The organism is Methylobacterium sp. 391_Methyba4 (assembly GCF_029691625.1).
In the GTDB taxonomy this organism is placed as follows: domain Bacteria; phylum Pseudomonadota; class Alphaproteobacteria; order Rhizobiales; family Beijerinckiaceae; genus Methylobacterium; species Methylobacterium fujisawaense.
In genome coordinates, this window is record NZ_CP121475.1 from 2362596 (window position 1) to 2385556 (window position 22961).

Genomic DNA, 22961 nt, shown 5'->3' on the forward strand with positions numbered 1-22961 from the left:
CCTTTCGCCGGCCCGACCGCCGATGCGAGATCCGATGACGACCCCCGAGACCGCGCCCGCCCGCGACTATTCCAAGACCCTGTTCCTGCCGCAGACCGAGTTCCCGATGCGCGCCGGCCTGCCGGTGCGCGAGCCGCTGTTCATCGAGCGCTGGAAGCGGATGGACCTCTACGGGAAGCTGCGCGCCGGCGGCCAGGGCCGGCCGAAATTCGTGCTCCACGACGGCCCGCCCTACGCCAACGGCAACATCCACATCGGCACGGCGCTCAACAAGATCCTCAAGGACGTGGTGGTCCGTTCGCAGACCGCCCTCGGCTTCGACGCCAACTACGTCCCGGGCTGGGACTGCCACGGCCTGCCGATCGAGTGGAAGATCGAGGAGCAGTACCGCGCCAAGGGCCGCAACAAGGACGACGTGCCGGTGATCGAGTTCCGGCAGGAATGCCGGACTTTCGCGGCCCACTGGCTCGACGTGCAGCGCGAGGAATTCAAGCGGCTCGGCGTCACCGGCGACTGGGACCATCCCTACGCGACCATGGCGTACCCGGCCGAGGCGGTGATCGCCGACGAGCTGATGAAGTTCTCGATGAGCGGCCAGCTCTATCGCGGCTCGAAGCCCGTGATGTGGTCGGTGGTGGAGAAGACCGCGCTGGCCGAGGCGGAGGTCGAGTACGAGGAGCACGTCAGCGACACGATTTTTTGTGCTTTTCCGATCCGGTCCGGCGCCGAGGGTGATCTCGCGCAGGCCCGGGTGGTGATCTGGACGACCACCCCCTGGACGATCCCGGGCAACCGCGCGGTCGCCTACTCCAAGAAGATCGCCTACGGCCTTTACCGGGTCACCGAGGCGCCGGCCGACAACTGGGCGACCCCCGGCCAGACCTATGTCCTCGCCGACAGCCTGGCCGCGACCGTGTTCAAGGCCGCCCGCGTCGAGGCGTTCGCGCGCGTCGGCGACGTGAGCCCGGCGATGCTCGCCGCCCTCACCCTGGACCATCCCCTGGCCCAGCGCGGCTACGGCTTCGCGGTGCCGATGCTCGACGGCGACCATGTCACGGACGAGTCCGGCACGGGCTTCGTCCACACGGCGCCGAGCCACGGCCGCGAGGATTTCGAGCTCTGGATGGCGAGCGGCCGGTCGCTGCGCGAGCGCGGCATCGACACGACCATCCCCTACACGGTGGATGCGGACGGCGTGCTCACCGAGGCGGCCCCGGGCTTCACCGGCACCCGCGTGCTCACCGCCAAGGGCGAGAAGGGCGACGCCAACAAGGCGGTCATCGCCGCGCTGACCGAGGCCGGGGCGCTGATCGCCCGCGGGGTGCTGCGCCACCAATACCCGCATTCCTGGCGCTCCAAGAAGCCGGTGATCTTCCGCAACACGCCGCAATGGTTCATCGCCATGGACCGGCCGGTGGATTCCCTCGGCGACCGGACGCTCCGCGAGGTGGCCCTTCAGGGCATCGACGACACCCAGTGGGTGCCGGCCCAGGGGAAGAACCGCATCACCGGCATGGTCGCCAACCGGCCGGACTGGGTGGTCTCGCGCCAGCGCGCCTGGGGCGTGCCGATCACCGTGTTCGTTCACCGGGAGACGGCCGAGATCCTGAAGGACGAGCGCGTCAACGCCCGCATCCGCGACGCCTTCGCGGCCGAGGGCGCCGACGCGTGGTTCCAGGACGACGCCGCCCAGCGCTTCCTGGCGCCGGACCACGACCCGGCCGCCTACGACAAGGTCACCGACGTCCTCGACGTCTGGTTCGATTCGGGCTCGACCCACGCCTTCGTGCTGGACGATCCGGAGGCCTTCCCGGGCCTGGCCGGAGTGACGCGCGTCCGCGACGGCGGCCAGGATCGGGTCATGTACCTGGAGGGCTCCGACCAGCACCGCGGCTGGTTCCAGTCCTCGCTGCTCGAATCCGCCGGCACCCGCGGCCGGGCCCCCTACGACATCGTCCTGACCCACGGCTTCGTGCTCGACGGCAAGGGCCTGAAGATGTCGAAGTCCAAGGGCAACGTCGTCGCGCCGCAGAGCGTCATCAAGGATTCGGGGGCCGACATCCTGCGCCTGTGGGTCGCCGCCTCCGACTACACCGACGACCTGCGCATCGGACCGGAGATCATCAAGACCTTCGCGGAGACCTACCGGAAGCTGCGCAACTCCCTGCGGTGGATGCTGGGCTCGCTGGCCCACCGGGTTCAGGGCGACGACGTGGCCTACGCGGACATGCCGGAGCTGGAGCGGCTGATCCTGCACCGGCTCGCCGAGCTCGACGGCGAGATCCGCGAGGCCTACGCGGCCTTCGACACCAAGCGGGTGGTGGCGCTGCTCAACGGCTTCATGACCGGCGACCTGTCGTCCTTCTACTTCGATGTCCGCAAGGACGCCCTGTACTGCGACCCGATCTCCTCGGTCCGCCGCCGGGCGGCGCTGCAGGTGATCGACGAGGCCTTCCGGCGGGTGGCGATCTGGCTCGCCCCGGTGCTCGCCTTCACGGCCGAGGAGGCGTGGCTCGATCGCTACCCGTCCGAGGACGGATCGGTGCATCTCCAGACCCTGCCGGAGACCCCGGCCGCGTGGCTCGACGCCGCCCTCGCGGAGCGCTGGCACAAGATCCGGCGGGTGCGGCGGGTCGTGACCGGCGCCCTGGAGATCGAGCGCGCGGCGAAGCGCATCGGCGCGAGCCTGGAGGCGGCCCCGCTTGTCTACGTCGCGGATCCCGAGTTGCTCGCCGCGCTCGAGGGCTGCGACTTCGCCGACACCTGCATCACCTCGGACATCACCGTGGTGGCGGGCGAGGGGCCGGCCGACGCCTTCCGCCTCGACGAGGTGCGCGGCGTCGCCGTGGTGCCGAGCCCGGCCGAGGGGCGCAAATGCGCCCGCTCCTGGCGGGTGAGCCCCAGCGTTGGCAGCGATCCGGACTATCCGGACGTGACCCCCCGCGACGCCCGGGCCCTGCGCGAGTGGGACGCGGCGCATCCGGAGGCGAGCGCGGCGTGAAGAGGCGCGCGACGGTGCTCTCCCTCTCCTCCCTGCGGGGGAGAGTGGCCCTCGCGTCCGCGAGGGTCGGCAGAGGGGAGCCCGGCTTCCGGTTGCGGCGCGACCGTCTTGAAGCCCACAGCCTTTCTCTGCGCCGTCGCTCCCCCCTCTCCCGCTGCTGCGCAGGGTACCCTCCCCCGCAGAGGGGAGAGGGCGATGCGCCCGCACGGCACGGGTCGCGGGGTCGGCGCCCGTGACCCCCTTCCGCGCCGGCCTTCTGGCCCTCCTCCTCACCCTGGTCCTCGACCAGGCCACCAAGCTCGGCCTCTATTTCGGCACCGACCTCGTGCTGACCCAGCCCTGGCGGCTGGCGCCGTTCGTCGACTTCGTCGTGGTCTGGAACCGGGGCGTCTCCTACGGCCTGTTCCAGCAGGAGGGCGGGATCGGGCGCTGGCTCCTCGTGGTCCTGTCGCTCGCCGCCGCGATCGGCCTCGGGATCTGGATGCGCCGGGCCGGCTCGCGGCTCCTCGGCGTCGCCCTGGGGCTCATCGTCGGCGGGGCGCTCGGCAACGCCATCGACCGGGCCGCCTACGGGGCGGTGTTCGACTTCGTCCACCTGCATGCCGGCGGCTGGTCCTGGTACGTGTTCAACGTCGCCGATGCGGCGATCGTGGCCGGCGTGATCGGCCTGATCCTCGACAGCCTGTCCCCGGACAGCCGCAAGGAGCGGCCGCTTCCGTCGCAGGGCGACCCCGCGCCGCGCCTGTGATCCGCGCAACACACAGGTCCACCTGCATGCCTGCCCTGGCGCAACGTGGCCAAGGCGCCATACGATCGCCGGAAACCGGTCTCAGGCCGGGACCCGTCGGATCAGGCCGCGCCGCGGTCATCCCAGAGCCGGACGCTCCGTCCGGAACCCGTGAGGCAGCATGACCGGGCATAGCAGGCTTCGTCCCCTCCTCTCCGCCGCGGTCGTCCTGGCCCCGCTCTGCGCCGGCACCGCGCAGGCGCAGGAGCGCGGCGAATTCATGCGCGACGCGCTGTCGGGCATCGGCCTCTTGGAGAAGCGCCAGGATCCGATCGACTATCACGAGCGCCCGCCGCTGGTGATGCCGCCCAAGATCGACGGCAAGGCCCTGCCCCAGCCCCGGGCGCGCTCCACCAGCACCGCGTGGCCGAAGGATCCCGAGATCGTCGAGCGCGAGCGCGCCGCCGTGGAGCGGCGTAATCCCAGGGGTGCCCAGGCCCAGGGCCGCTACGACGACAACAACGCGACGCTCTCCGTGGATGAGATGCGCGGCGGCCGCCGCGCCGGGGCGGGCCTCACGACCACGGCCGAGCGGAAGCCCGGCGACAACAACCGCGACGACAGCCTGCTCAGCCCCTTCGAGCTCCTGAAGGGCAAGAGCGCCAATGCCGAGCCGTCCGACATCGAGCCGAGCCGCGACACGCTCACGGATCCGCCGACCGGATACCGCCAGTCGCCCAAGAAGCTGGCCCGCCCGCCGTCGAGCGACCCGATCAACAACGCCAGCCGCGAACGCGAAGAGGCGGATCCCGGCGCGTATCTCCGGAAGCGCGCGCAGCAGTGACGGGGGGCGCCGTGTCGCCGTTGCAACGACGACGCGGCATGGCAACATGAGATGATCGTCCCGGTACGGCTCTTGCCCACCGGAGACCAGGACGGCCCCGAACCACGAACGCGTCCTGTCGTGGAACGCTTCGATCCGGGGCCGGCAGAAGGAAAGCGGAATGCACCTGTTCAGGAAGGCGACGCCCCACCTCTTCCCGCTGCGTCCGGGTTCGTCCTTCGGCGGCAGCGCCGGCCGGGGCGAGGCCGCGCCGTTCGGGCGTTCCGAGGCGGGCGGACCGGAAGTGACGGCCTTCACCCTCGACAACGGCCTCGACGTGGTGGTCGTCCCCGACCACCGGGCCCCCGTCGCCACCCACATGATCTGGTACCGCAACGGCTCGGCCGATGATCCCCTCGGCCAGTCGGGCATCGCCCACTTCCTCGAGCACCTGATGTTCAAGGGCACCGAGAAACACCCCGTCGGGGCCTTCTCCAAGGCGGTGTCGGGCCTGGGCGGCCAGGAGAACGCCTTCACCAGCTACGACTACACGGCCTATTTCCAGCGGGTCGCCCGGGATCATCTCGGCACCATGATGGCGTTCGAGGCGGACCGGATGAGCGGCCTCGTCCTCGACGATGCCGTCGTGGCGCCCGAGCGCGACGTGGTGCTGGAGGAGCGCCGCATGCGGGTCGAGACCGACCCCTCCGCGCAGCTCTCCGAGGCGATGGCCGCCGGCCTGTTCGTGCACCATCCCTACGGCATCCCGATCATCGGCTGGATGCACGAGATCGAGGGCCTGAACCGCGAGCATGCGCTCGCCTACTACAAGCGCTTCTACACCCCCGAGAACGCCATCCTGGTGGTCGCGGGCGACGTCACCCCGGACGAGGTGCGTCGCCTCGCCGAGGACACCTACGGCCGCGTGACGCCCCAGGGCGCCCGGCCGGAGCGCCTGCGTGCGCGGGAGCCGGAGCCGAAGGCGCTGCGCCGCGTCGCCGTGGCCGACCCGAAGGTGGAGCAGCCGACCCTGCAGCGGCTCTACCTCACGCCCTCCTGCATCACCGCCCGCGACGGCGGCTGCCACGACCTGGAACTCCTCGCCGAGGTGCTGGGCGGCGGCTCGACCTCCTACCTCTACCGCAAGCTGGTCATGGAGAGCGGCCTCGCGGTGAATGCCGGCGCCTGGTACATGGGCTCGGCGATCGACGACACCCGCTTCTCCGTCTACGCGGTGCCCGCCGAGGGCGTGCCGCTGGAGAAGCTGGAGGAGGCCGTCGACAAGGTGCTGCGCCGCGCGCCCGCCGAGGCCCTGGACGCCGAGGCGATCGAGCGGGCCAAGACCCGCCTCGTGGCCGAGACCGTGTACTCCTCCGACAGCCAGTCGTCGCTGGCGCGCATCTACGGGTCTGCGCTCGCGATCGGCGAGACCATCGAGGAGGTCCGCCGCTGGCCGACCGATATCGAGGGGGTGACGCAGGACCGCCTCAAGACCGCCGCCGAGCGCTGGCTGACGCCGGCCCGCTCGGTGACCGGTTACCTGACCAAGGCGCAGGATCCGGACGCCCCGGTCGCGATGGCCGCCGAGTAGCCCCGGGCGCGTCCCGCCCGGCCCTCGGAGGGCCGGCACGGGGCGTGTGCCGAACGGGAGCCTTGGCCCGCTCCGCCGTCGCCCGAGAAAGAGACAAGAGGTTCCCATGAGCTTGGCCGAGACTCTGGTCGAGACCGCCGCCCCCGCCGCCACGTCGCCCACGACGGCGCTGCCGGTGACGACCGCCCCCGGCATCGAGGCGTGGCACGTCGAATCGCCGGTGGTGCCGATGATCGCCCTCGCCTTCACCTTCGAGGGCGGCGCCGCGCAGGACCCGGCGGGCAAGGCCGGCTGCGCCCAGATGCTGGCGCGGCTCCTCGATGAAGGGGCGGGCGACCTCACCTCCGATCTGTTCCAGGAGCGGCTGGCCGCCCGGGCCATCGAACTGTCCTTCCATGCCGGCGCCGACGCGGTCGGCGGCTCGCTGAAGATGCTGGTCAAGCATGCCGACGAGGGCATCGCCCTCCTCGCCCTGGCGCTGGCCAAGCCCCGCTTCGATCCGGACGCGATCGAGCGGGTTCGGGCCCAGATCATCGCCGGCCTGCGCTACCAGCAGAACGATCCGGGCGTCCTGGCCTCGCGGCGCTTCTTCAAGGAGGCCTTCGCCGGCCACCCCTACGCCCGACCCTCCTCCGGCACCGTGGAGAGCGTCGCGGCGATCACCCGCGAGGACCTGCTGGAGATGCATGCCCGCATCATCGGGCGCGGCCGGGTCAAGGTTGCGGCCGTCGGCGCCATCGGGGCGGAGCAACTCGCCGAGGGTCTGAACCGCGCCTTCGGGGCGCTCCCCGAGGCCGGGGCGCTGAAGGCGGTGCCGCGGACCGAGGTCCAGGATCTCGGCCGCCGCATCGTCGTCGACCTCGACGTGCCCCAGTCGGTGATCCGGTTCGGCATGGCCGGCGTGCCCTGGCGGGACCCGGATTTCATCCCGGCCTACGTGCTGAACCACATCCTCGGGGGCGGCGCCTTCACGTCCCGCCTGTTCCAGGAGGTGCGCGAGAAGCGCGGGCTGGCCTACTCGGTGGGGACCTCCCTGGTCAGCCACCGGTCCGCCGCGATGACCTGGGGCTACACCGCCACCAAGAACGAGCGCGTCGGCGAGGCGCTGTCGGTGATCGGCGACGAGATCGGCCGGCTCATCACCGACGGGCCGGACGACGACGAATTGCAGAAGGCCAAGGACTACCTCACCGGCTCCTACGCCCTGGGCTTCGACACCTCGACCAAGATCGCCCACCAGCTGGTGCAGATCGCCTTCGAGGAGCTCGGCATGGACTACATCGCCCGCCGCAACGCCATGGTCTCGGCCGTGACCCAGGCGGATATCCGCCGGGCCGCCGCCCGCACCTTCGCGGACGGCAAGATGCTGGTGGTCGCCGCCGGCCGTCCGGTCGGGCTCTGAGCTTTCGGAGCGGACCATCGCGGCGGTCGACCGCGAGGCCGTCCGCTCCAACCCTTCATCCTGGAGGCTGAACGATCGTCGATCGTTCAGCCTCCAGGTGTTGTCCAGGGCCCGCACGGCTGGCTGGAAGACCTGTCCCAGTCCCCGCGCACGGCGTCGGCATCTCCGGACCGGATTGCGCCCGGACGAGGCGCCTTCCGACGCGATGTCGATCGGCCCGGAAGCCTCGGTGCTCGCAGTGCCGGCGGGGATCCCTACCTGAGACGCATCGGCGTCAACCCCCGGATCGACATGCACCTCACCGGCCTCCATCACCTCACGGCGGTGACCGCCCGCGCGGCCGAGAACGTCGCCTTCTACACCGGGACGCTGGGCCTGCGCCTCGTCAAGAAGACGGTGAATCAGGATGACGTCTCGGCCTACCACCTGTTCTACGCGGACGGGCTGGCGAGCCCCGGCACGGACATCACCTTCTTCGACTGGCCGGCGCCCCCGGAACGGCGGGGCTCCAACAGCATCACCCGCACGCATCTGCGTGTGCCCGGCGAGGGCGCGGTGGCCTGGTGGCACGCCCGGCTGCGCGAGGCCGGGATCGTCGAGGCCGAGCCCGCCCTGCGCGACGGGCGCCTCACCCTCGACTTCGAGGATCCGGAGGGTCAGCGCCTCGCCCTGGTCGATGACGGCGGGACCGGGCCGGAGCATCCCTGGGACGGCTCGCCGGTGCCGGCGGCCTACCAGATTCGCGGCCTCGGCCCGATCCGGCTCTCGGTGCCGGACCCGGCCCGCACCGCCGCGGTGCTGACCGAGGTGCTCGGCATGCGTCGGGACCGCGTCTTCGAGACGGGCGACGGGCCGGTGGCGGTCTACGCCATGGGGCCCGGCGGCCCGGCCGCGGAGGTCCAGCTCCTGGCCGATCGGTCCGCGCCGGCCCGCCAGGGCGCGGGCGCGGTTCACCACGTCGCCTTCCGCATCCCGGATGCGGATTACGGCGGCTGGGCCGACCGGCTCAAGGCCGCCCGGGTTCCGACCAGCGGGCCGGTGGACCGCTACTACTTCCGCAGCCTCTACTTCCGCGAGCCCAACGGCATCCTGTTCGAGATCGCCACGGATGGGCCCGGCTTCACCGCGGACGAGCCGCTGGAGACCCTGGGCGACCGCCTCGCCCTGCCGCCGTTCCTTGAGCCGCGCCGGGCCGAGATCGAGGCGGGATTGAAGCCGCTCCACCCCGGAACCGCCGGCTGATCGCGCCGCGCGAGGCCCGGCGGGCGGCAACCCTCCCATGTCCGGAGCGGTGCTGCAGACCTTCCGCGAAGACGCTAAATATTCGAACGATTCCAGGCCGTTCACTTCTTTCGCGAGTGTGATCCCGGCGCGCCTTGACGGGCGTGCTGCAACTGCGAAAGAAGCAGCGCGCGTGTGTCATCCGGATCCGGGCGGGCTCTCTCGTCGAGGATCCACCCCCGCCCGAGCGGGGCGGCGGGGATCCGCCGAACCACGGCCCCCGAATCGTCGGGACCGTGAGCCGAGCATCAGAGGATTCGAGGGCTGATCCGTCGATGAGCAAGTTCTACGAGGAGCGCGTCCTGTCGGTCCACCACTGGACCGACAATCTGTTCTCGTTCCGCACGACCCGCGACCCGGCGTTCCGGTTCCGCAACGGCGAGTTCACCATGATCGGCCTGGAGGTCGAGGGCCGGCCGCTGCTGCGCGCCTATTCCGTGGTCTCGGCCAATTACGAGGAGGAGCTGGAGTTCTTCTCGATCAAGGTCCAGGACGGCCCGCTGACCTCGAAGCTCCAGCATCTCAAAGTCGGCGACCCGATCATCGTCGGCAAGAAGCCCACCGGCACCCTGGTGCTCGACAACCTCCTGCCGGGCAAGAACCTCTATCTGCTCGGCACCGGCACGGGGCTCGCGCCGTTCCTGTCGATCATCAAGGATCCGGAGGCTTACGAGCGCTTCGAGAAGGTCGTGCTGGTCCATGGCTGCCGGCAGGTGCAGGAACTCGCCTACGGCGAGACCATCACCGAGACGCTGCCGAAGCACGAATTCCTGGGGGAGATGATCTCGAACCAGCTGATCTACTACCCGACCGTGACCCGCGAGCCGTTCCGCAATCGCGGCCGGATCACCGACCTCATGGTCTCGGGCAAGCTGTTCGAAGATATCGGCCTGCCGGACATGTCGATCGAGAACGACCGGTTCATGCTGTGCGGCAGCCCCGACATGATCCGCGACACGCGCGAGCTGCTCTCGGGCCGCGGCTACGAGGAGGGCAACCACGGCGAGGCCGGTCACTACGTGATCGAGAAGGCCTTCGTGGAGAAGTAGCCCGCCGCGCAGGTCGGTTTCGGGTTCAGCCCGGTGCGGTCCGCCGCGCCGGGCTTTTCTGTGCCTGCGCGTCCCCGGATCCGGTCGCGGGGGCGGGGCGCAGGATCGCCCCGTATCCCTCCTGATCGTCGCCGACGAAGCGGATGCCCGCCCCTTCGAGGACCGTGCGGATCGCCGCGAGGGTCCGGTTGCGGGGCTGGACCTGTTCGCTCTCGATCATGTTCAGGGTGACGACGGAGACCGCGGCGCGGCTCGCGAGAACCCCTTGCGTCCATTTGAGAAGTCCGCGGCCGGCGCGGATCTGGGCGGCAGTGATCATGGCTCCGGCATCGCCCGAACTGAAAGAATTTTCAAGTTTCTGGTTGACGCAGGTCGAGCGCGGCCGTATCCACCCCGCCATCGGCCTGCCGGGCCGGTGATCCGAGGTTATCGCACCCTTGGGACGTCCGCGGCCGGCGAGCCGCGGGGGTGAAACGCCCAGTCCGCCTCGATCGGACATGACCGGCAGACCTCTGATATTCACCGGCGCGGGCCGGAGACGCTCGGTTATCCCTGTCACGGATCCCCCCGAGCCTCATCGACACGCCCGCGTCACCCGCAGCCCCGTTCGGACGGAGCCTGGCATGAAACAGCACGACGGAATCGGCGTCGCGGCGTTCGCCCGTCCCGGGCTGATGCGACCGTTACGGTCGTATCGCGGGGCTCTCGGCCCGAGAGGCTGAGCGCGTCCGGGCGGAGCCCGGCGCCGCCGACGCGGTTCCCACGCGCGTCTCGAGGACCCTGCGGGCCGGCAGGGGACGGTTATCATCGGTAGAGCGCCGCGGGCTTGTCCCGCGGAGGTTGCGGGTTCGATCCCCGCCGGGGGCCGCGAGGTCGCCGGAGCTCATGCCCGTCCCCGACACCACGACCGCAGGGCCCCGCGAGACGACCGTGGAGCCGACCGTGCGCGGATCCCGACCGACGATGCGGGCCGGAGAGGAACGGTTATCCTGACGCAGGAGGAGGTCGCGGGTTCGAATCCCGCCGGGCCGCGAGGCCCGTAGCTCAGCCCGGATAGAGCGCCCAGACACCGTTCCTCACGCCACGACTGCATCGCCCGGACGCGGGCCGGAAGACGAAGGTTCTCGGGATCCGAGGGGTGCGGGTGCAAGTCCCGCCGGGCCGTCAGGCCCGTCGCTCAAGCAGAGCATCGGACAAGCCCTTCGTCGCCGCCACGCCCGCAGCCGGACGGAAACCCGCCCCCGACGACACGAGAGACCGGCCGCCCGGCAGCGGCGGAGGACGATGCGCTGCGGCCGCGTCCCCCGCCCGTCCGCGCGCGCCGAAACGCGCCACCGGCCGGCGATCGGCCGCGATGGAGAGAGGAGAGACAGAGAGGAGCCCGCCATGACGAAGCTTGCACAGATGTTCCGGCTCCGAGCCACCCCGCAGGCGGAGCCGATCCCCGGCACGGTGCCGAATGCCGCCGGGGGCCACGCCTTCGCGGTCGGCGACTGGGCGCGGTTCGACCGCTTCCTGGTGCTCGGCTCCGAGGGCGGCTCGTACTACGCGAGCCCGCGCGCCCTGACCGCCGAGAACGCGGCTTCCGTGCAGCGGTGCATCGCGCAGGACGGCGCCCGCGCGGTCGCCGCCATCGTGGCGGTGAGCGAGGGCGGCCGGGCTCCGAAGCAGGATCCGGCGATCTTCGCCCTGGCGCTGGCGGCCGCTTCGGCGGATCTGGCGACCCGGCGCGCGGCGCTCGCGGCCCTGCCCCGGGTCTGCCGCACCGGCACGCACCTGTTCCAGTTCGCCGCGTCCGTCGAGGCGATGCGCGGCTGGGGCCGGGGCCTGCGCCGGGCCGTCGGCGGCTGGTACTGCGCCAAGCCCGTGGAGGCCCTGGCCTTCCAGGCGGTGAAGTACCGGGCCCGTCAGGGCTGGTCGCACCGCGACCTGCTGCGGCTGGCCCATCCGGAGACGGAGGAGCCCGCCCGGAAGGCGCTGTTCGACTGGATCTGCCGCGGCACCGTGACCGAGGCCGCCCCCGGGATCGTCCACGCCTTCGCGCAGGTGCAGACGGAGGGCATCGACGGGGCGGTGGCCGCCGCCCTGGTGCGCTCGCACGGCCTGCCGTGGGAGGCGCTGCCGACCGGGCTGATGGGCAGCCGCGCGGTGAACGAGGCCCTGATCGAGCGGATGCCGGTCGGAGCCCTCGTGCGCCAGCTCGGCCGCCTGACGGCCGCGGGGGTGCTCGCGCCCTTCTCGGAGGGCACCGAGCATGTCCGGTCGGTCCTGTCGGACCGGGAGCGCATCCTCCGGGCGCGCCTCCACCCGATGGCGCTGCTGCTCGCCCTCAAGACCTACGCCTCCGGGCGCGGTCAGCGGGGCACGCTCGCCTGGGAGCCGGTGGCCGCGATCGTCGAGGCGCTGAACGCCGCGTTCTACACGGCGTTCAGCGCGGTGGAGCCCACGGGCCGGCGCCTCGTGCTGGCGCTGGACGTCTCGGGTTCGATGGGCGCCAGCACGGTCGCGGGCTCGACGCTCACGGCCCGGGAGGCGGCCGCCGCGATGGTGCTCGTCACCGCGGCGACGGAGGAGCACTGGCAGGTGCTCGGCTTCACCGACGGTCTGACGCCCCTGGCGATCGGCCCGTCGATGCGGCTCGATCAGGCGGTGCGGGCGACCGCCGACCTGCCGTTCGGCGCCACCGACTGCGCCCTGCCGATGCGCTGGGCGCTGGAGCGGGGCGTGAAGGCCGACGCGTTCGTGGTCTACACGGACTCGGAGACCTGGGCGGGGTCGGTCCACCCGGTCCAGGCCCTGCGGGCGTACCGGGAGAAGACCGGGATCCCGGCGAAGCTGGTGGTCGTGGGGCTGGTCTCCAACGGCTTCAGCATCGCCGACCCGGCGGATCCCGGCATGCTCGACGTGGTCGGCTTCGACGCGGCGGCGCCGGCCGTGATCGCGGATTTCATCCGCGCGTGAGACTGGGGCGGGCGGCTCTTCCGGGCTGCCCGCCCTATTGCTGCGGGACCCCCTGCATCCCGTCCGCGAAGGGGCCGCCGCCGGCGCTGAACAGCTTGCGCAGGAAGCCCGGGGCGATCGCCGAGAGCGGGTTCACGCTCACGTCCGGCGAGGCGAGCTTGCCGGAGACGCGGAAATTGACCGCGAACAGGCCCTCGTTGTGCCCGCCCCCGAGAAGCGGCCCGAGCAGGGGCAGCTGCGAGGCCACGTTGTTCAGGCCGTAGAGCGGCACGAAGGTGCCGGTCATGTCGGTGCGCTCGCGGCCGGTATCGAGCCAGCCCGACAGGGTGAAGCCCATGGCGGCGTTCGAGATCGCCGCGTCGCTGAAATCGACGCGGGTGCCGGTGCGCACGAAGTTTGCGCGCATGCGATCGAAGGTGACGTCGCCCGCCCCCCGGCCCGGGGCGACCCGGCGGCCGCGGGCCGTCTCCGTGTCGGTCGGCTCCGGGCCCTGCGCCATGATGCTCGACAGCGCCGGCTCGTTGCGCAGGATGAAGTCGCGGATCTGCACGACGCCGGATTGCGGACCGTCGTTGAGGCCGATCCCGGCATTGAGCCGGCCGCCATACATGCGCCGGTACACGTCGACGAACCGCAGCGTCGCGCCGGCATCGGCCGAGTCCACCGCGAGCGTCGGCACGCCGCGCTCGCCGCGCGTGACCGTGGCGGCGAAGGGCGCCGCGCGGAAGCGCCCGGTGATGGTGGCGGCCCGCAGCGTCTTCCCGTGCAGGGCGAGCTTCAGGGTGGCGCCGGTCAGGGCCTCCTCGTTGAAGCCGGTGACGATGGGCACCTGGATGTCGGCATCGACATCCTTCGGGTTCGCGTCCTTCGCATCCCGGCCGCCCTTGGGATCGGGGGCGCCCAGGGATTTCAGGAACGGCCTTGCATCGACCACTGCGCCCCGGACCACGACCTTGTAGCCGCCGCCGGTCCGGTCGAGGCTCACGCGCAGGTCGTCGCCGGGGGACAGCTTGACGTTGGTGAGATCCGCCCGCTCCAGGCCGCCCTCGGGCGTGATCGAGACGGTGCCGCGCGCGCTCGCGGGGGCCGCGTCGAGGGCGAAGTCGCGCAGGTCGAAGCTCTGGCCGCTGTCGACGAGGGTGAAGCTGAGCCGCCCCGGCTTGCCCGCGGGCTTCGTGAGCCCCGGGATCAGCCCGTCGATCCCGGCCTTGGCCAGATCCGCCTCGACCCGGATCGGTGGCTTGCCGGATCCCGGCCGGCCGATCGGCACCACCGCGCGGACCGGGATCGTGCCGGTGAGCTGCGGCGCGGTCGGCAGGCCCTTGCGGCCGCGGACCGCCTCGTCGAGCGAGACGTTGACCACCGCCTCGCCGGGCTGCCCGACCTTCGGCTGGCGCAGGTCGACCGACATGGGGGCGCCCGCGACCCGGCCGTCGCCCTTCAGCGTGAAGGCACCCCGGTCGTAGGCGAGGTTGAACTTGCCCGACTCGAGCCTATCCCGGCCCATCACCTTGTCGACCGAGAGGTCGGCGAGCGTGCCGATCAGCGTCACCGGCAGGTCCGGCAGGTCGGGGATGTGCTTGAGATCGAGGGGAAAGTCGACGCGCAGGTCGGCGCTGCCCTTGATCGTGGCGGGGTCGAGGTCGACGCTCATCACGCTCTTGAACAGCTTGGCCTGGAGCACGGAGGCCATGCCGTCGGCGCCGCCGGAGAGCCGCATCCCGATCTGCGCCACGACCCGGTCCGGCGTGATCTGCGGGATGACGAAGCTGCCGTCCGTGATGGCGAGCCCGCGCCCGTCCGGCCCGTGGACCTCGGCGGTCACGTTGCGCACCGTGGTCGAGCGCCCGGTGATGACGCCGGTGACGTTGCCCTTGGTGACCGGCGGAGCGTCGGCGGTGACGTCGATGGCCGCGTCCGAGACGTGGAAGTCGATATGGACCGCGTCGTCCGGGGCCGGGTCGCCCCGGGTCGCGGCGGCCAGGACCGAGCCCGACATCCTCACCTTGATGTCGACGGAATCGACCCGGCCCCGGCGGAGCTGGTCCACCAGGTAGGTGCGGGCCGGCGGCGCGATGTGCTCCGGCCAGAGCCGCAGCCCGGTGCGGACCTCGCCGTCGTGCCCGGCGAGGTGGAGGGTCAGGCCGCCGTCGTCGGCGGTGGTGCCGATCGTGCCGGTGATCGAGCCCTTCACGCCGGGGCCCGACAGGGTGAGCGCGTCGATGGCGATCCCGCCGTCGCGGCCGGAGAGCTGCGCGTCCAGGGCGTCGATCTTCACCGGCGCGTCCTGCGGGGTCGCCCCGCGTAAGGTCGCGTCGCGGCTCGCGAGGGTCGCGGTCCAGGCCATGCTCGCGTCGGCGGGGTTGCCCTTCCACGTCCCCGTGAGGTGCACGGCGTTGCCGGCCCCGCGATAATCCAGGCCGGTGAGCGACATGACCCGGTTGGCCTCGTCCCAGTCCAGGGACGCGTCGAGGCTCTCGACGGTGACGGGGTTGAAGTCCTTCTCCTCGATCAGGAACGTGCCGTCGCCGGTATGGAGCTTGGCGTTCATGGTCCGGATGCGGCCGGCCGTCAGGCTCACGTCGGCGCGAGCCGAGACCTTCAGGTCCGTGGTCAGCGGCATGCCGGACTGGCCCGAGAGCAGCAGGAGATCCGTGACCGGCAGGTCGTCGAGGGTGATGACGCCCGAGCGCTCCTGCCCGTCCGCGCCGTCGCGCAGCGTGCCGCCGAAGCGCCACTCGCCGTGCGGACCGTCGAGCCGCAATTCGAAGTTCCGGGTCCCGTTGACCGGATCGCGCCCGAACAGGCCGTTGACCCGCGCGAAGACCGCGCGCTCGTGGCCGTCCTCGTCGATCAGCCGCAGGCGCGCGTCGGTGACGCGGGCGCGGTCGAGGGCGCCGACCACGCCGCCCGAATCGAGGACGACACCGAAGATCGACGCGATCGCGGCCGAGAGCGGCGAGACGGTGCCGCGCACCCCGTCCACGCTCGGCGGCGTGTGCGGCGCGATATCGACCGGGTGGTTGGCCTCCGAGGCCGCAAAGGCGATGGAGCCGTCCCGGTGCAGCAGCGCGGTGGTCTGCGTCTCGCGGAACTCGATCGAGCGCGGCTGCACGTTGAGCCGCAGGAGTCCCCAGAGGTCGAGGCTGACGAGCGCCAGGGGCGCACGGACCACGAGGTCGCCCTGCGGGTTGCGGATGTCGAGGCCGGAGAAGCGCAGGCTCAGGGCGTTCTCGCGGTCGAGCTCCAGGCTGCTGCCGCGCAGCCCGATGCTCCAGCCGGGCCCGATCCGCTCGGCCACGGCGGCGGCGACGCGGCGCGACAGGCCGTCGATCTGCAGCGGCCCGTTCGACAGGCGCAGGGCCACGAGGCCGACACCGGCGCCGAGGAGCAGCACCAGCGCGAGGGCGCTCACGAGGCAGAAGCCACCCACGCGCCGCGCCCGCCCCCGAGGCCTGCCTGCCGACGTTGTCTCGTCCGCCATCGGGACCCTTGTTCCGGGGGCTCTGCGCGCGGCACCCTCGGGCACCGCGGCCGGTGGATCGAAGCACGCCCGCGCTTTACAGCGGCGGCGACTCCGGGCTTGGCTCGGACGTGCGCGGCGCAATCGCTTGAGGCCGCGCACGAGATCGGTTGCACATCATCAATCGGCCGAAAGGAAGGCACGATGCCGCTGTCAGAGGGGGATCTCGCCCCCGATTTCGACCTTCCCGCCTCGGGCGGAGGGCGCGTCGGATTGTCCGCGCTCAAAGGTCACAAAGTCGTGCTCTACTTTTACCCGAAGGACGACACGAGCGGATGCACGCTGGAAGCGCAGGACTTCAACGGTCTCCTGCCGGCCTTCGCGGAGGCGGACGCCAAGGTCGTCGGCCTATCGCCGGACCCGGTGAAGAGCCACGACAAGTTCTGCGGCAAGTACGGACTCGCCTTCCCGCTCGCCGCCGACGAGGACAAGGCCGTGCTCGAAGCCTACGGCGTCTGGGTCGAGAAGAGCATGTATGGGCGCAAGTACATGGGCGTGGAGCGCACCACCGTGCTGGTCGACCGCGAGGGGCGTATCGCGAAGATCTGGCCGAAGGTGAAGGTCCCGGGGCATGCCGAGGCCGTGCTGACGGCCGCCCGCGCCCTGCCCTGACCGGCCGGACGACCCGGCCCGCGACGGATCCTTAACCCTACTGAGGTCTGAATGGCGGCTCCCCCGGGGCCGTCCCGATGCATCCTCCGAAGTTCCACATGCTTCCCAGGCCGCGCCGGCCGGCCCCCTGGCTTGCCGCCGGCCTCGCCCTGGCGCTGGTCTGGGCGCTCGGCGCCTCCTACCTGATCGTGTTCCACGACGACGTGCTCGCCGGCTTCGTCGCCCGGCAGGCCGCCCTGCGCGACGCCTACGAGGCGCGCATCGGCGAGTTGCAGGACCGCCTCGACCGCGACCGGCGCGACAGGGTGGGCAGCGAGGCGGGATTGGCCGAACGGGTCGCGGCCGCCCTGGAGCGCCAGGCCGAGCTGGAGCGGCGCACCGCGGCTCTCGGCGACCTCGAGCGGCAGGCCCTGTCCGAGCCCTCCACCACCGGCGCCCTGCCCGACCGGTCCGACGGACCGCGCAGCGGCGGCTATGACGGGCTTCTCCTGCGTCCGACCGAGGGGCCGGCTCCGGCGCGGTCCGCCATCGAGCCCCTGCCCCGCCGGAGCGCGCGCGAGGCGGAGACCGGGCTGATCCGGCTGGAGGCCCGGCTCGACGGCCTGCAGGCGGCCCAGGGCGAGCGCCTCGCCCGACTGTCCGCCCAGGCCGGGGACGCGGTGCGGGGGCTGCGCGGCCTGATCGGCCGCACCGGCCTCGATCCCGACCGCTTCGATGCGGCCGTGCCGGCCGCCGGACTCGGCGGCCCGCTGGTCCCCCTGAATGGCCGCGCCCTGGACGGCAGCGGCTTCGCGGAGGGCCTCGCGCTGGCCCGGCGGACGCTCGACGACGGCGAGCGCCTGCGCCGGGTCGCCGCGACCCTGCCCCTGGCCCGTCCGATCCGGGGGGCCTCGATCGTGTCGAGCCCGTTCGGCACGCGCCTCGACCCCTTCACCCGCGGCCTCGCCCTGCATACCGGGCTGGACCTGAAGGCGGAGTACGGCGAGCCCGCCCGCGCCACCGCGCCGGGCCGGGTCGTCACCGCCGAGGCTGCGGGCGGGTACGGCAACATGGTCGAGATCGACCACGGCCACGGCCTGACCACCAGGTTCGGCCATCTCGCCCGCATCGGGGTGCGCCCGGGGCAGCGCGTGGCCGCGGGCGACGTCATCGGCTCGGTCGGCTCGACGGGGCGCTCCACGGGGGCGCATCTCCATTACGAGACCCGCATCGACGGCGCGCCGGTGGATCCGCAGCGCTTCCTGGACGCCGGCGCGACCGTCGCGACGGCCCGGCTCGGAGCCGACTGAGTCCGCCCCCTGGAGGGCCGCATCGTGCGAGCCTCCGCGTCGCGCTCGGAGGCCGCCATGGCATTGGCCGTGAAGCGCGACGCGCGCATGGGCGTCGCCGAGGACATGCGATGGCGGAAGCCGTGCTGGGACGAGGGGCGCGGGGACGTCCTCGACGGTGCTGAGGGCGCCGCCGCGCGCGCGGCTGATCGTTCTCAACGGTCGCCCGAAGTCTCGACGCGATGGCCCGAGAACGGGGCGGCGGCGCCTATCCGGATCTCGCGATCCGCAGCGCCGCGATCGACGATGACGCGCCCGGATGACCTTCTGAGGCGGCGCTGTTGCGGCCGGCCGCCCCGGTGCTACGATCGGGTCGGGATCGGGGATCGGCGATGGCTCTGACCGCGAAGCGCGACGCGCGGATGGATGTGTCCGAGTTCAGGCTCTGGGTGGAGAGCCGGCCCGCGCACGAGCGTCGGGAGCTGCCCGACGGCGGACCCGTGCTGATGGCGCCGCTGCGGGAGCGGCATCGGGCGATCGTCGCCAACCTGATCCGACGAATCGGCGATCTCGCGGACGGCAGGGGCTGCCGCACCATGCCGGATCTCGGGATCCCCCGCGCCGCGAGGGACAATTTCGCGACGGTCCCCGATGTGGTGGTGCGGGCCGGGCCGCCCCTGCCGGAGGGCGATGCCACGGATCCGCTTCTCGTCGCCGAGGTGCTCCTTCCCGCGACCATGAGGCTCGACCGCGGCCGCAAGATCGATACCTGCCGGACCGTGCCGCGCCTCGCGGTGCTGCCGATCGTCTATTCCGACGCGGCACGGGTCGAGGTCTGGCGGCGCGCGGGGGACGACCGGAGCGTCGCGGCCCTCGGGCTCGACGGCACCGTGCCGCTGCCGGAACTCGACGGGGCGGTGCCGGTGCGCGACATCTACCGCGGCCTCGCCTTCTGAGCGCCCGCACCCCACCTGATCGAACGGCGACGCATCAAGGCACCGAGACTTGCCCCATTTCGAAGACTTCTACGCGGCCAAGCTGCGCGGCTCCCTCGGCGTGACCGACGCTGAGTCGGTGCTCGACCTGCGCGGCGCCAACCGGGCGACCGCCGAGGCCTCCCTCAAGGACATGCTGGAGCGCAGCCGCTTCGCCAAGGGCAAGACCGTGGCGATCCGGCTCGATCCGCCGCCGGAGGGCGGGGGCGAGACCCTGTTCCAGCCGGCCGGCCGCCTGCTCCTCGACGCGAAGCGCCGCGGCCTGATCGAGCGCCTGCAGACCCTCCCGGCCCAGGACGGGCTGGGCTTCTACGTGGCGCTCACGGGCCGGGCCGAGCGGACGCCGATGTAGGCGGCCGGAACTCTGCGCCGGCAACGGATCGCGCGCGGGCCGCCGGGCGTTGACGAGGCGCAGCGTCACCGGACGTCGCTCAGGACGTCGCTCATCGAGGCAGCCCGTGACGAACATCCGTATCCCGGCTTCCCAGGTCTGCCGATGAGGACGCTTCCCGGGGGCCGCAACACGATCGAGCGCATCGCCCGCTTCGGCTACGGCGCCCGCGGTGTCGTCTACATCTTGGTCGGCGGCCTCGCCTTGCTGGCGGCCCTGGGGCATGGCGGGCGGGCCGGGGACAGCAAGGACGCGCTCCGCGCCGTGATGGCCGGGCCGTTCGGCGCGGCCATCGTCGGCCTGATCGCCCTGGGCCTCGCCGGATTCGCCCTCTGGCGCCTCGTCGAGGGCATCACGGATGCCGACCGGCGGGGCACCTCGGCCAAGGGCCTCGCCGTGCGCGGCGCCCACCTGATCAGCGCCGTGCTCTATCTCGGTCTCGCCGCCAGCGCGGCCTCGCTCAGCCTCGGCCTGGGCATGAGCGGCGGCGACGGCGTGCATGACGGGACCGCGTGGCTCCTGAGCAAGCCCTTCGGCCGCTGGCTCGTGGCCCTCGTCGGCCTCGCGGTCGTCGGAGGCGGCTTCGGCTTCCTCGGCAAGGCTTGGCGCGGCGACGTCACCGACCGACTCGCCATCGACCCGCAAGCCCGTGACCGCTGGGCCGGCCCGATCGGCCGGTTCGGCTACGCGGCGCGGGGCCTCGCCTTCCTGATCATCGGCGGGTTCCTCGTGGCCGCGGCATGGCACCAGCGCTCCTCGGATGCCAAGGGCCTGTCCGAGGCCTTCGCGCTGCTGCGGGCGCAGCCCTACGGCTGGGTGCTGCTCGGGCTCGCCGCGGCGGGCCACGCGGCTTTCGGTGCCTTCGGGCTGATTCAGGCGCGGTACCGGCACATCGAGGCCCCGGACATCGACCGTGTGGACGATGCGGCCGGCGCCGCGGCCCGGGCGCTGACCTAAGCCTGGCAATTCTGAGGCTGCTCCGATTGTAATCGGCTGGCCACACACCAAGTAAAACAGACCCTCCGCGCGATCCTGTGCCCTGGGCGATGTTGCGGAGGCGAAGATGGCTAGAATTCTGATCACCGGTCGGGCACAGACCGTGACCACGGAAGACTTCAATGAGCGCGTCAAAATTCTGATGGTCGACAAGGCCGACCCGGTGAAAGGGCGCACTTATCAGAAGAATTTCAAATCCGGGTTCGGCGGCAGTCTCGGCAGGTAATACGCCCAGCGGTCGCGCGTCCGTGTGGCGCGGGGCCGGAGCGGCGCGTTGACAGGGCCGGTGCCGCGGCGGATACCCCGCGGCATCCCATCCGGCACCCGATGCAGCAGCGCCTCTACAAGACCGCGGTGATGGTGACCCACGACCTCGCGGCGACCGCTGCCGCCGTGGTGCTCACCTTCCTGTTCCGCTTCCAGGGCGGCATGCTCGCCGAGCGCCTGCACGCCCTGCCCCTGCTGCTGCCGCCGTTCCTGGTCTTCGCAGGCCTCGTCTACGGCCGGTTCCGGCTCTACCGGACCAAGTGGCGCTTCGCCTCGCTGCAGGATCTCGCCGGCATCGTCCGGGCGGCCAGCGTCCTGGCGCTGGCGCTCCTGGTGACCGACTGGGTCCTGGTCTCGTCCGACCTGTACGGCTTCTACTTCTTCGGCAAGATCGCGATCCTGCTGTACTGGGTCCTGCAGATCTTCTTCCTGGGCGGTACCCGGCTCGCGTTCCGCTACCTCAAGGATACCCGCTCCCGGCAGACGAGCGCGCGGGCCGCCACCGTCCCGACCCTGCTCCTCGGCCGTGGCGCCGACATGGACGTGCTGCTCCGGGCGATCGAGACGGGCTCCGTGAAGAAGCTCGCCCCGCGGGGCATCCTGTCGCCCCGGGCGGACGAGCGCGGCCAGTTCATGCGCGGCGTGCCGGTTCTGGGCGGGTTCCCCGATCTTGAGCGCGTGGTCGCCGACCTCGCGAACCGCGGCGCGCCGGTGCGGCGGCTGGTGGCGGCCCCGAGCGCCCTCGTGCCCGAGGCGGCCCCCGACGACCTGATCGCCCGTGCCCGGCGCCTCGGCCTGCCCCTCGCCCGCGTCGTCGGTCTCGGCGAGGGCGTCCAGGGCCCGGAACTGGCGCCGCTCGAGATCGAAGATCTGCTGCTGCGGCCGACCGTCGCCATCGACCGCCCGCGCCTGGAGGCGTTCCTGGCCGGACGCCGGGTCGTGGTCACCGGCGGCGGCGGCTCGATCGGCTCGGAGATCTGCCTGCGGGCCGTGGCCTTCGGGGCCGCCGCCGTGCTGGTGCTCGAATCCTCCGAGCCGGCCCTCCACGGCATCCTCAGCCACCCCGCGATCCTGGCCGCGGAGGCGGACGTGACCGGCGTGCTGGCCGATATCCGCGACCGGGAGCGGACGCACGCGGTGATCGCGGCGTTCCGGCCGGACTACGTGCTCCACGCCGCCGCGCTCAAGCAGGTGCCCTACCTGGAGCGGGACTGGCAGGAGGGCATCAAGACCAACGTGTTCGGCTCGATCAACGTGGCCGAGGCCGCGGTGGCGGCCGGCGCCCGGGCGCTCGTGATGATCTCCACCGACAAGGCGATCGAGCCGGTCTCGCAGCTCGGCGTCACCAAGCGCTTCGCCGAGATGGTCGCCCAGGCCCTCGATGCCGAACAATCGGTCAGGCCGAACCACGCGACCCGGCTGATCGCCGTGCGCTTCGGCAACGTGTTGGGCTCCGCCGGCTCCGTGGTGCCGGTGTTCAAGGCGCAGATCGCCCGGGGCGGCCCGGTCACCGTCACCCACCCCGACATGGTCCGCTACTTCATGACCGTGCGCGAGGCCTGCGACCTCGTGCTGACGGCGGCCTCGCATGCCGACGGCGAGGCCCGGGCGGGCGCGGAGCGTGCCGCGGTCTACGTGCTCAAGATGGGCCAGCCGGTGCGGATCGCCGACCTCGCCGAGCGGATGATCCGGCTGGCCGGCTTCGAGCCCGGCGCGGAGATCGAGATCGCCTATACCGGCGCCCGGCCCGGCGAGCGGCTCAACGAGATCCTGTTCGCCCGCGAGGAGCCCCGGATCGCCCTGCCGGGCATCGACGGCGTGATGGCGGCGCGGCCGGTCTTCGCCGACCGGGCCCGGCTCGACGGCTGGGTGGTGCGGCTGCGCGACGCCGTGGCGGCGGGCGACCGGGCCGCCGCCGAGGCCGTGTTCGAGGCGGCCATCCCGCATTTCCGCGAGCGCGCCGTCCTCCGTCCCGGGCCGCCCCAGGAAGCCGCGGAGCCGGCTGCGGAGCCGGCCGCGGAGCCGGTCGGCGATCCGCCGCGCGCCGCCGCCGCGCCCGCCGCCCTCGGCTGAT

At 72.2% G+C, this 22961-nt stretch carries 17 protein-coding genes and 2 tRNA genes; 17 read left to right on the forward strand and 2 right to left on the reverse strand.

The window, feature by feature from the left end; translation table 11 throughout:
- The first annotated feature begins 34 nt into the window (after positions 1 to 34).
- From ileS to P9K36_RS10985, 7 genes are all read left to right on the forward strand, one after another.
- Positions 35 to 3001: an isoleucine--tRNA ligase gene (gene ileS, locus P9K36_RS10955; RefSeq protein WP_043756976.1), complete on the forward strand. Its 2967-nt coding sequence runs from the start codon at positions 35 to 37 to the stop codon at positions 2999 to 3001.
- A gap of 232 nt (positions 3002 to 3233) precedes the next feature.
- Positions 3234 to 3749, forward strand: coding sequence for a signal peptidase II (gene lspA / locus P9K36_RS10960; RefSeq protein ID WP_043756978.1), 516 nt, complete (start codon positions 3234 to 3236; stop codon positions 3747 to 3749).
- A gap of 160 nt (positions 3750 to 3909) precedes the next feature.
- Complete coding sequence (locus tag P9K36_RS10965) at positions 3910 to 4572, forward strand: hypothetical protein (protein WP_043346925.1); 663 nt, start codon at positions 3910 to 3912, stop codon at positions 4570 to 4572.
- Between the two features lie 160 nt (positions 4573 to 4732).
- The gene (locus P9K36_RS10970; protein WP_043346924.1) at positions 4733 to 6142 is read left to right on the forward strand and encodes a pitrilysin family protein; all 1410 of its coding nucleotides are present in this window, start codon (positions 4733 to 4735) and stop codon (positions 6140 to 6142) included.
- 106 nt (positions 6143 to 6248) lie between these two features.
- Positions 6249 to 7544 (forward strand): pitrilysin family protein, encoded by a 1296-nt coding sequence (locus P9K36_RS10975; protein WP_043756983.1) that lies wholly within the window; start codon positions 6249 to 6251, stop codon positions 7542 to 7544.
- A gap of 291 nt (positions 7545 to 7835) precedes the next feature.
- Positions 7836 to 8786, forward strand: coding sequence for a ring-cleaving dioxygenase (locus P9K36_RS10980; protein WP_043756987.1), 951 nt, complete (start codon positions 7836 to 7838; stop codon positions 8784 to 8786).
- A 314-nt stretch (positions 8787 to 9100) separates the two neighbouring features.
- On the forward strand, positions 9101 to 9874 hold the full coding sequence (locus P9K36_RS10985; RefSeq protein WP_043346916.1) for a ferredoxin--NADP reductase: 774 nt from the start codon (positions 9101 to 9103) through the stop codon (positions 9872 to 9874).
- A 25-nt stretch (positions 9875 to 9899) separates the two neighbouring features.
- Here the strand turns inward: P9K36_RS10985 and P9K36_RS10990 are convergent, their stop codons facing one another.
- Positions 9900 to 10193: a helix-turn-helix transcriptional regulator gene (locus P9K36_RS10990; RefSeq protein WP_043756991.1), complete on the reverse strand. Its 294-nt coding sequence runs from the start codon at positions 10191 to 10193 to the stop codon at positions 9900 to 9902.
- A 646-nt stretch (positions 10194 to 10839) separates the two neighbouring features.
- On the opposite strand from P9K36_RS10990, the gene P9K36_RS10995 reads away from it, so the two are divergent.
- From P9K36_RS10995 to P9K36_RS11005, 3 genes are all read left to right on the forward strand, one after another.
- A tRNA-Ser gene (locus P9K36_RS10995) sits at positions 10840 to 10907 on the forward strand.
- A tRNA-OTHER gene (locus tag P9K36_RS11000) sits at positions 10908 to 11039 on the forward strand. It abuts the tRNA gene before it with no gap.
- A gap of 221 nt (positions 11040 to 11260) precedes the next feature.
- Positions 11261 to 12835: a TROVE domain-containing protein gene (locus P9K36_RS11005; protein WP_043756994.1), complete on the forward strand. Its 1575-nt coding sequence runs from the start codon at positions 11261 to 11263 to the stop codon at positions 12833 to 12835.
- Between the two features lie 34 nt (positions 12836 to 12869).
- On the opposite strand, the gene P9K36_RS11010 is transcribed toward P9K36_RS11005, so the two are convergent.
- A complete protein-coding gene (locus tag P9K36_RS11010; RefSeq protein WP_100794085.1) occupies positions 12870 to 16250 on the reverse strand; it encodes a DUF3971 domain-containing protein in 3381 nt (1126 codons plus the stop codon).
- A 252-nt stretch (positions 16251 to 16502) separates the two neighbouring features.
- Between P9K36_RS11010 and P9K36_RS11015 the strand changes: the two genes are divergently transcribed.
- The 7 genes from P9K36_RS11015 to P9K36_RS11045 all read left to right on the forward strand — a co-directional run bounded on the left by P9K36_RS11015 (position 16503) and on the right by P9K36_RS11045 (position 22960).
- Positions 16503 to 16970 carry a peroxiredoxin gene (locus P9K36_RS11015; protein WP_043386844.1) on the forward strand — a complete coding sequence of 156 codons (468 nt, stop codon included), beginning with the start codon at positions 16503 to 16505 and terminating at the stop codon, positions 16968 to 16970.
- A gap of 98 nt (positions 16971 to 17068) precedes the next feature.
- Complete coding sequence (locus tag P9K36_RS11020; RefSeq protein ID WP_236961444.1) at positions 17069 to 18259, forward strand: M23 family metallopeptidase; 1191 nt, start codon at positions 17069 to 17071, stop codon at positions 18257 to 18259.
- 371 nt (positions 18260 to 18630) lie between these two features.
- Positions 18631 to 19194 (forward strand): Uma2 family endonuclease, encoded by a 564-nt coding sequence (locus P9K36_RS11025; protein WP_043757005.1) that lies wholly within the window; start codon positions 18631 to 18633, stop codon positions 19192 to 19194.
- A 49-nt stretch (positions 19195 to 19243) separates the two neighbouring features.
- Complete coding sequence (locus P9K36_RS11030; RefSeq protein WP_043345965.1) at positions 19244 to 19585, forward strand: hypothetical protein; 342 nt, start codon at positions 19244 to 19246, stop codon at positions 19583 to 19585.
- Positions 19586 to 19729: 144 nt separating this feature from the next.
- Entirely contained in the window at positions 19730 to 20581 is an 852-nt protein-coding gene (locus P9K36_RS11035) for a DUF1206 domain-containing protein (RefSeq protein WP_043757007.1), read from the forward strand.
- A gap of 106 nt (positions 20582 to 20687) precedes the next feature.
- On the forward strand, positions 20688 to 20846 hold the full coding sequence (locus P9K36_RS11040; protein WP_164706392.1) for a hypothetical protein: 159 nt from the start codon (positions 20688 to 20690) through the stop codon (positions 20844 to 20846).
- A gap of 101 nt (positions 20847 to 20947) precedes the next feature.
- Positions 20948 to 22960 (forward strand): SDR family NAD(P)-dependent oxidoreductase, encoded by a 2013-nt coding sequence (locus P9K36_RS11045; RefSeq protein WP_043757009.1) that lies wholly within the window; start codon positions 20948 to 20950, stop codon positions 22958 to 22960.
- Position 22961 lies beyond the last annotated feature (1 nt).

Bases quoted from the DNA above. Each gene is read 5' to 3' on its own strand.
- P9K36_RS10970 (WP_043346924.1), top strand. From the start codon at position 4,733: ATGCACCTGTTCAGGAAGGCGACGCCCCACCTCTTCCCGCTGCGTCCG.
- P9K36_RS10975 (WP_043756983.1), top strand. From the start codon at position 6,249: ATGAGCTTGGCCGAGACTCTGGTCGAGACCGCCGCCCCCGCCGCCACG.
- P9K36_RS11020 (WP_236961444.1), top strand. From the start codon at position 17,069: ATGCTTCCCAGGCCGCGCCGGCCGGCCCCCTGGCTTGCCGCCGGCCTC.
- ileS (WP_043756976.1), top strand. From the start codon at position 35: ATGACGACCCCCGAGACCGCGCCCGCCCGCGACTATTCCAAGACCCTG.
- P9K36_RS11015 (WP_043386844.1), top strand. From the start codon at position 16,503: ATGCCGCTGTCAGAGGGGGATCTCGCCCCCGATTTCGACCTTCCCGCC.
- P9K36_RS10985 (WP_043346916.1), top strand. From the start codon at position 9,101: ATGAGCAAGTTCTACGAGGAGCGCGTCCTGTCGGTCCACCACTGGACC.
- P9K36_RS11035 (WP_043757007.1), top strand. From the start codon at position 19,730: ATGAGGACGCTTCCCGGGGGCCGCAACACGATCGAGCGCATCGCCCGC.
- P9K36_RS11005 (WP_043756994.1), top strand. From the start codon at position 11,261: ATGACGAAGCTTGCACAGATGTTCCGGCTCCGAGCCACCCCGCAGGCG.
- P9K36_RS11045 (WP_043757009.1), top strand. From the start codon at position 20,948: ATGCAGCAGCGCCTCTACAAGACCGCGGTGATGGTGACCCACGACCTC.
- P9K36_RS10990 (WP_043756991.1), bottom strand. From the start codon at position 10,193: ATGATCACTGCCGCCCAGATCCGCGCCGGCCGCGGACTTCTCAAATGG.
- P9K36_RS11025 (WP_043757005.1), top strand. From the start codon at position 18,631: ATGGCTCTGACCGCGAAGCGCGACGCGCGGATGGATGTGTCCGAGTTC.
- P9K36_RS10965 (WP_043346925.1), top strand. From the start codon at position 3,910: ATGACCGGGCATAGCAGGCTTCGTCCCCTCCTCTCCGCCGCGGTCGTC.
- P9K36_RS11040 (WP_164706392.1), top strand. From the start codon at position 20,688: ATGGCTAGAATTCTGATCACCGGTCGGGCACAGACCGTGACCACGGAA.
- P9K36_RS10980 (WP_043756987.1), top strand. From the start codon at position 7,836: ATGCACCTCACCGGCCTCCATCACCTCACGGCGGTGACCGCCCGCGCG.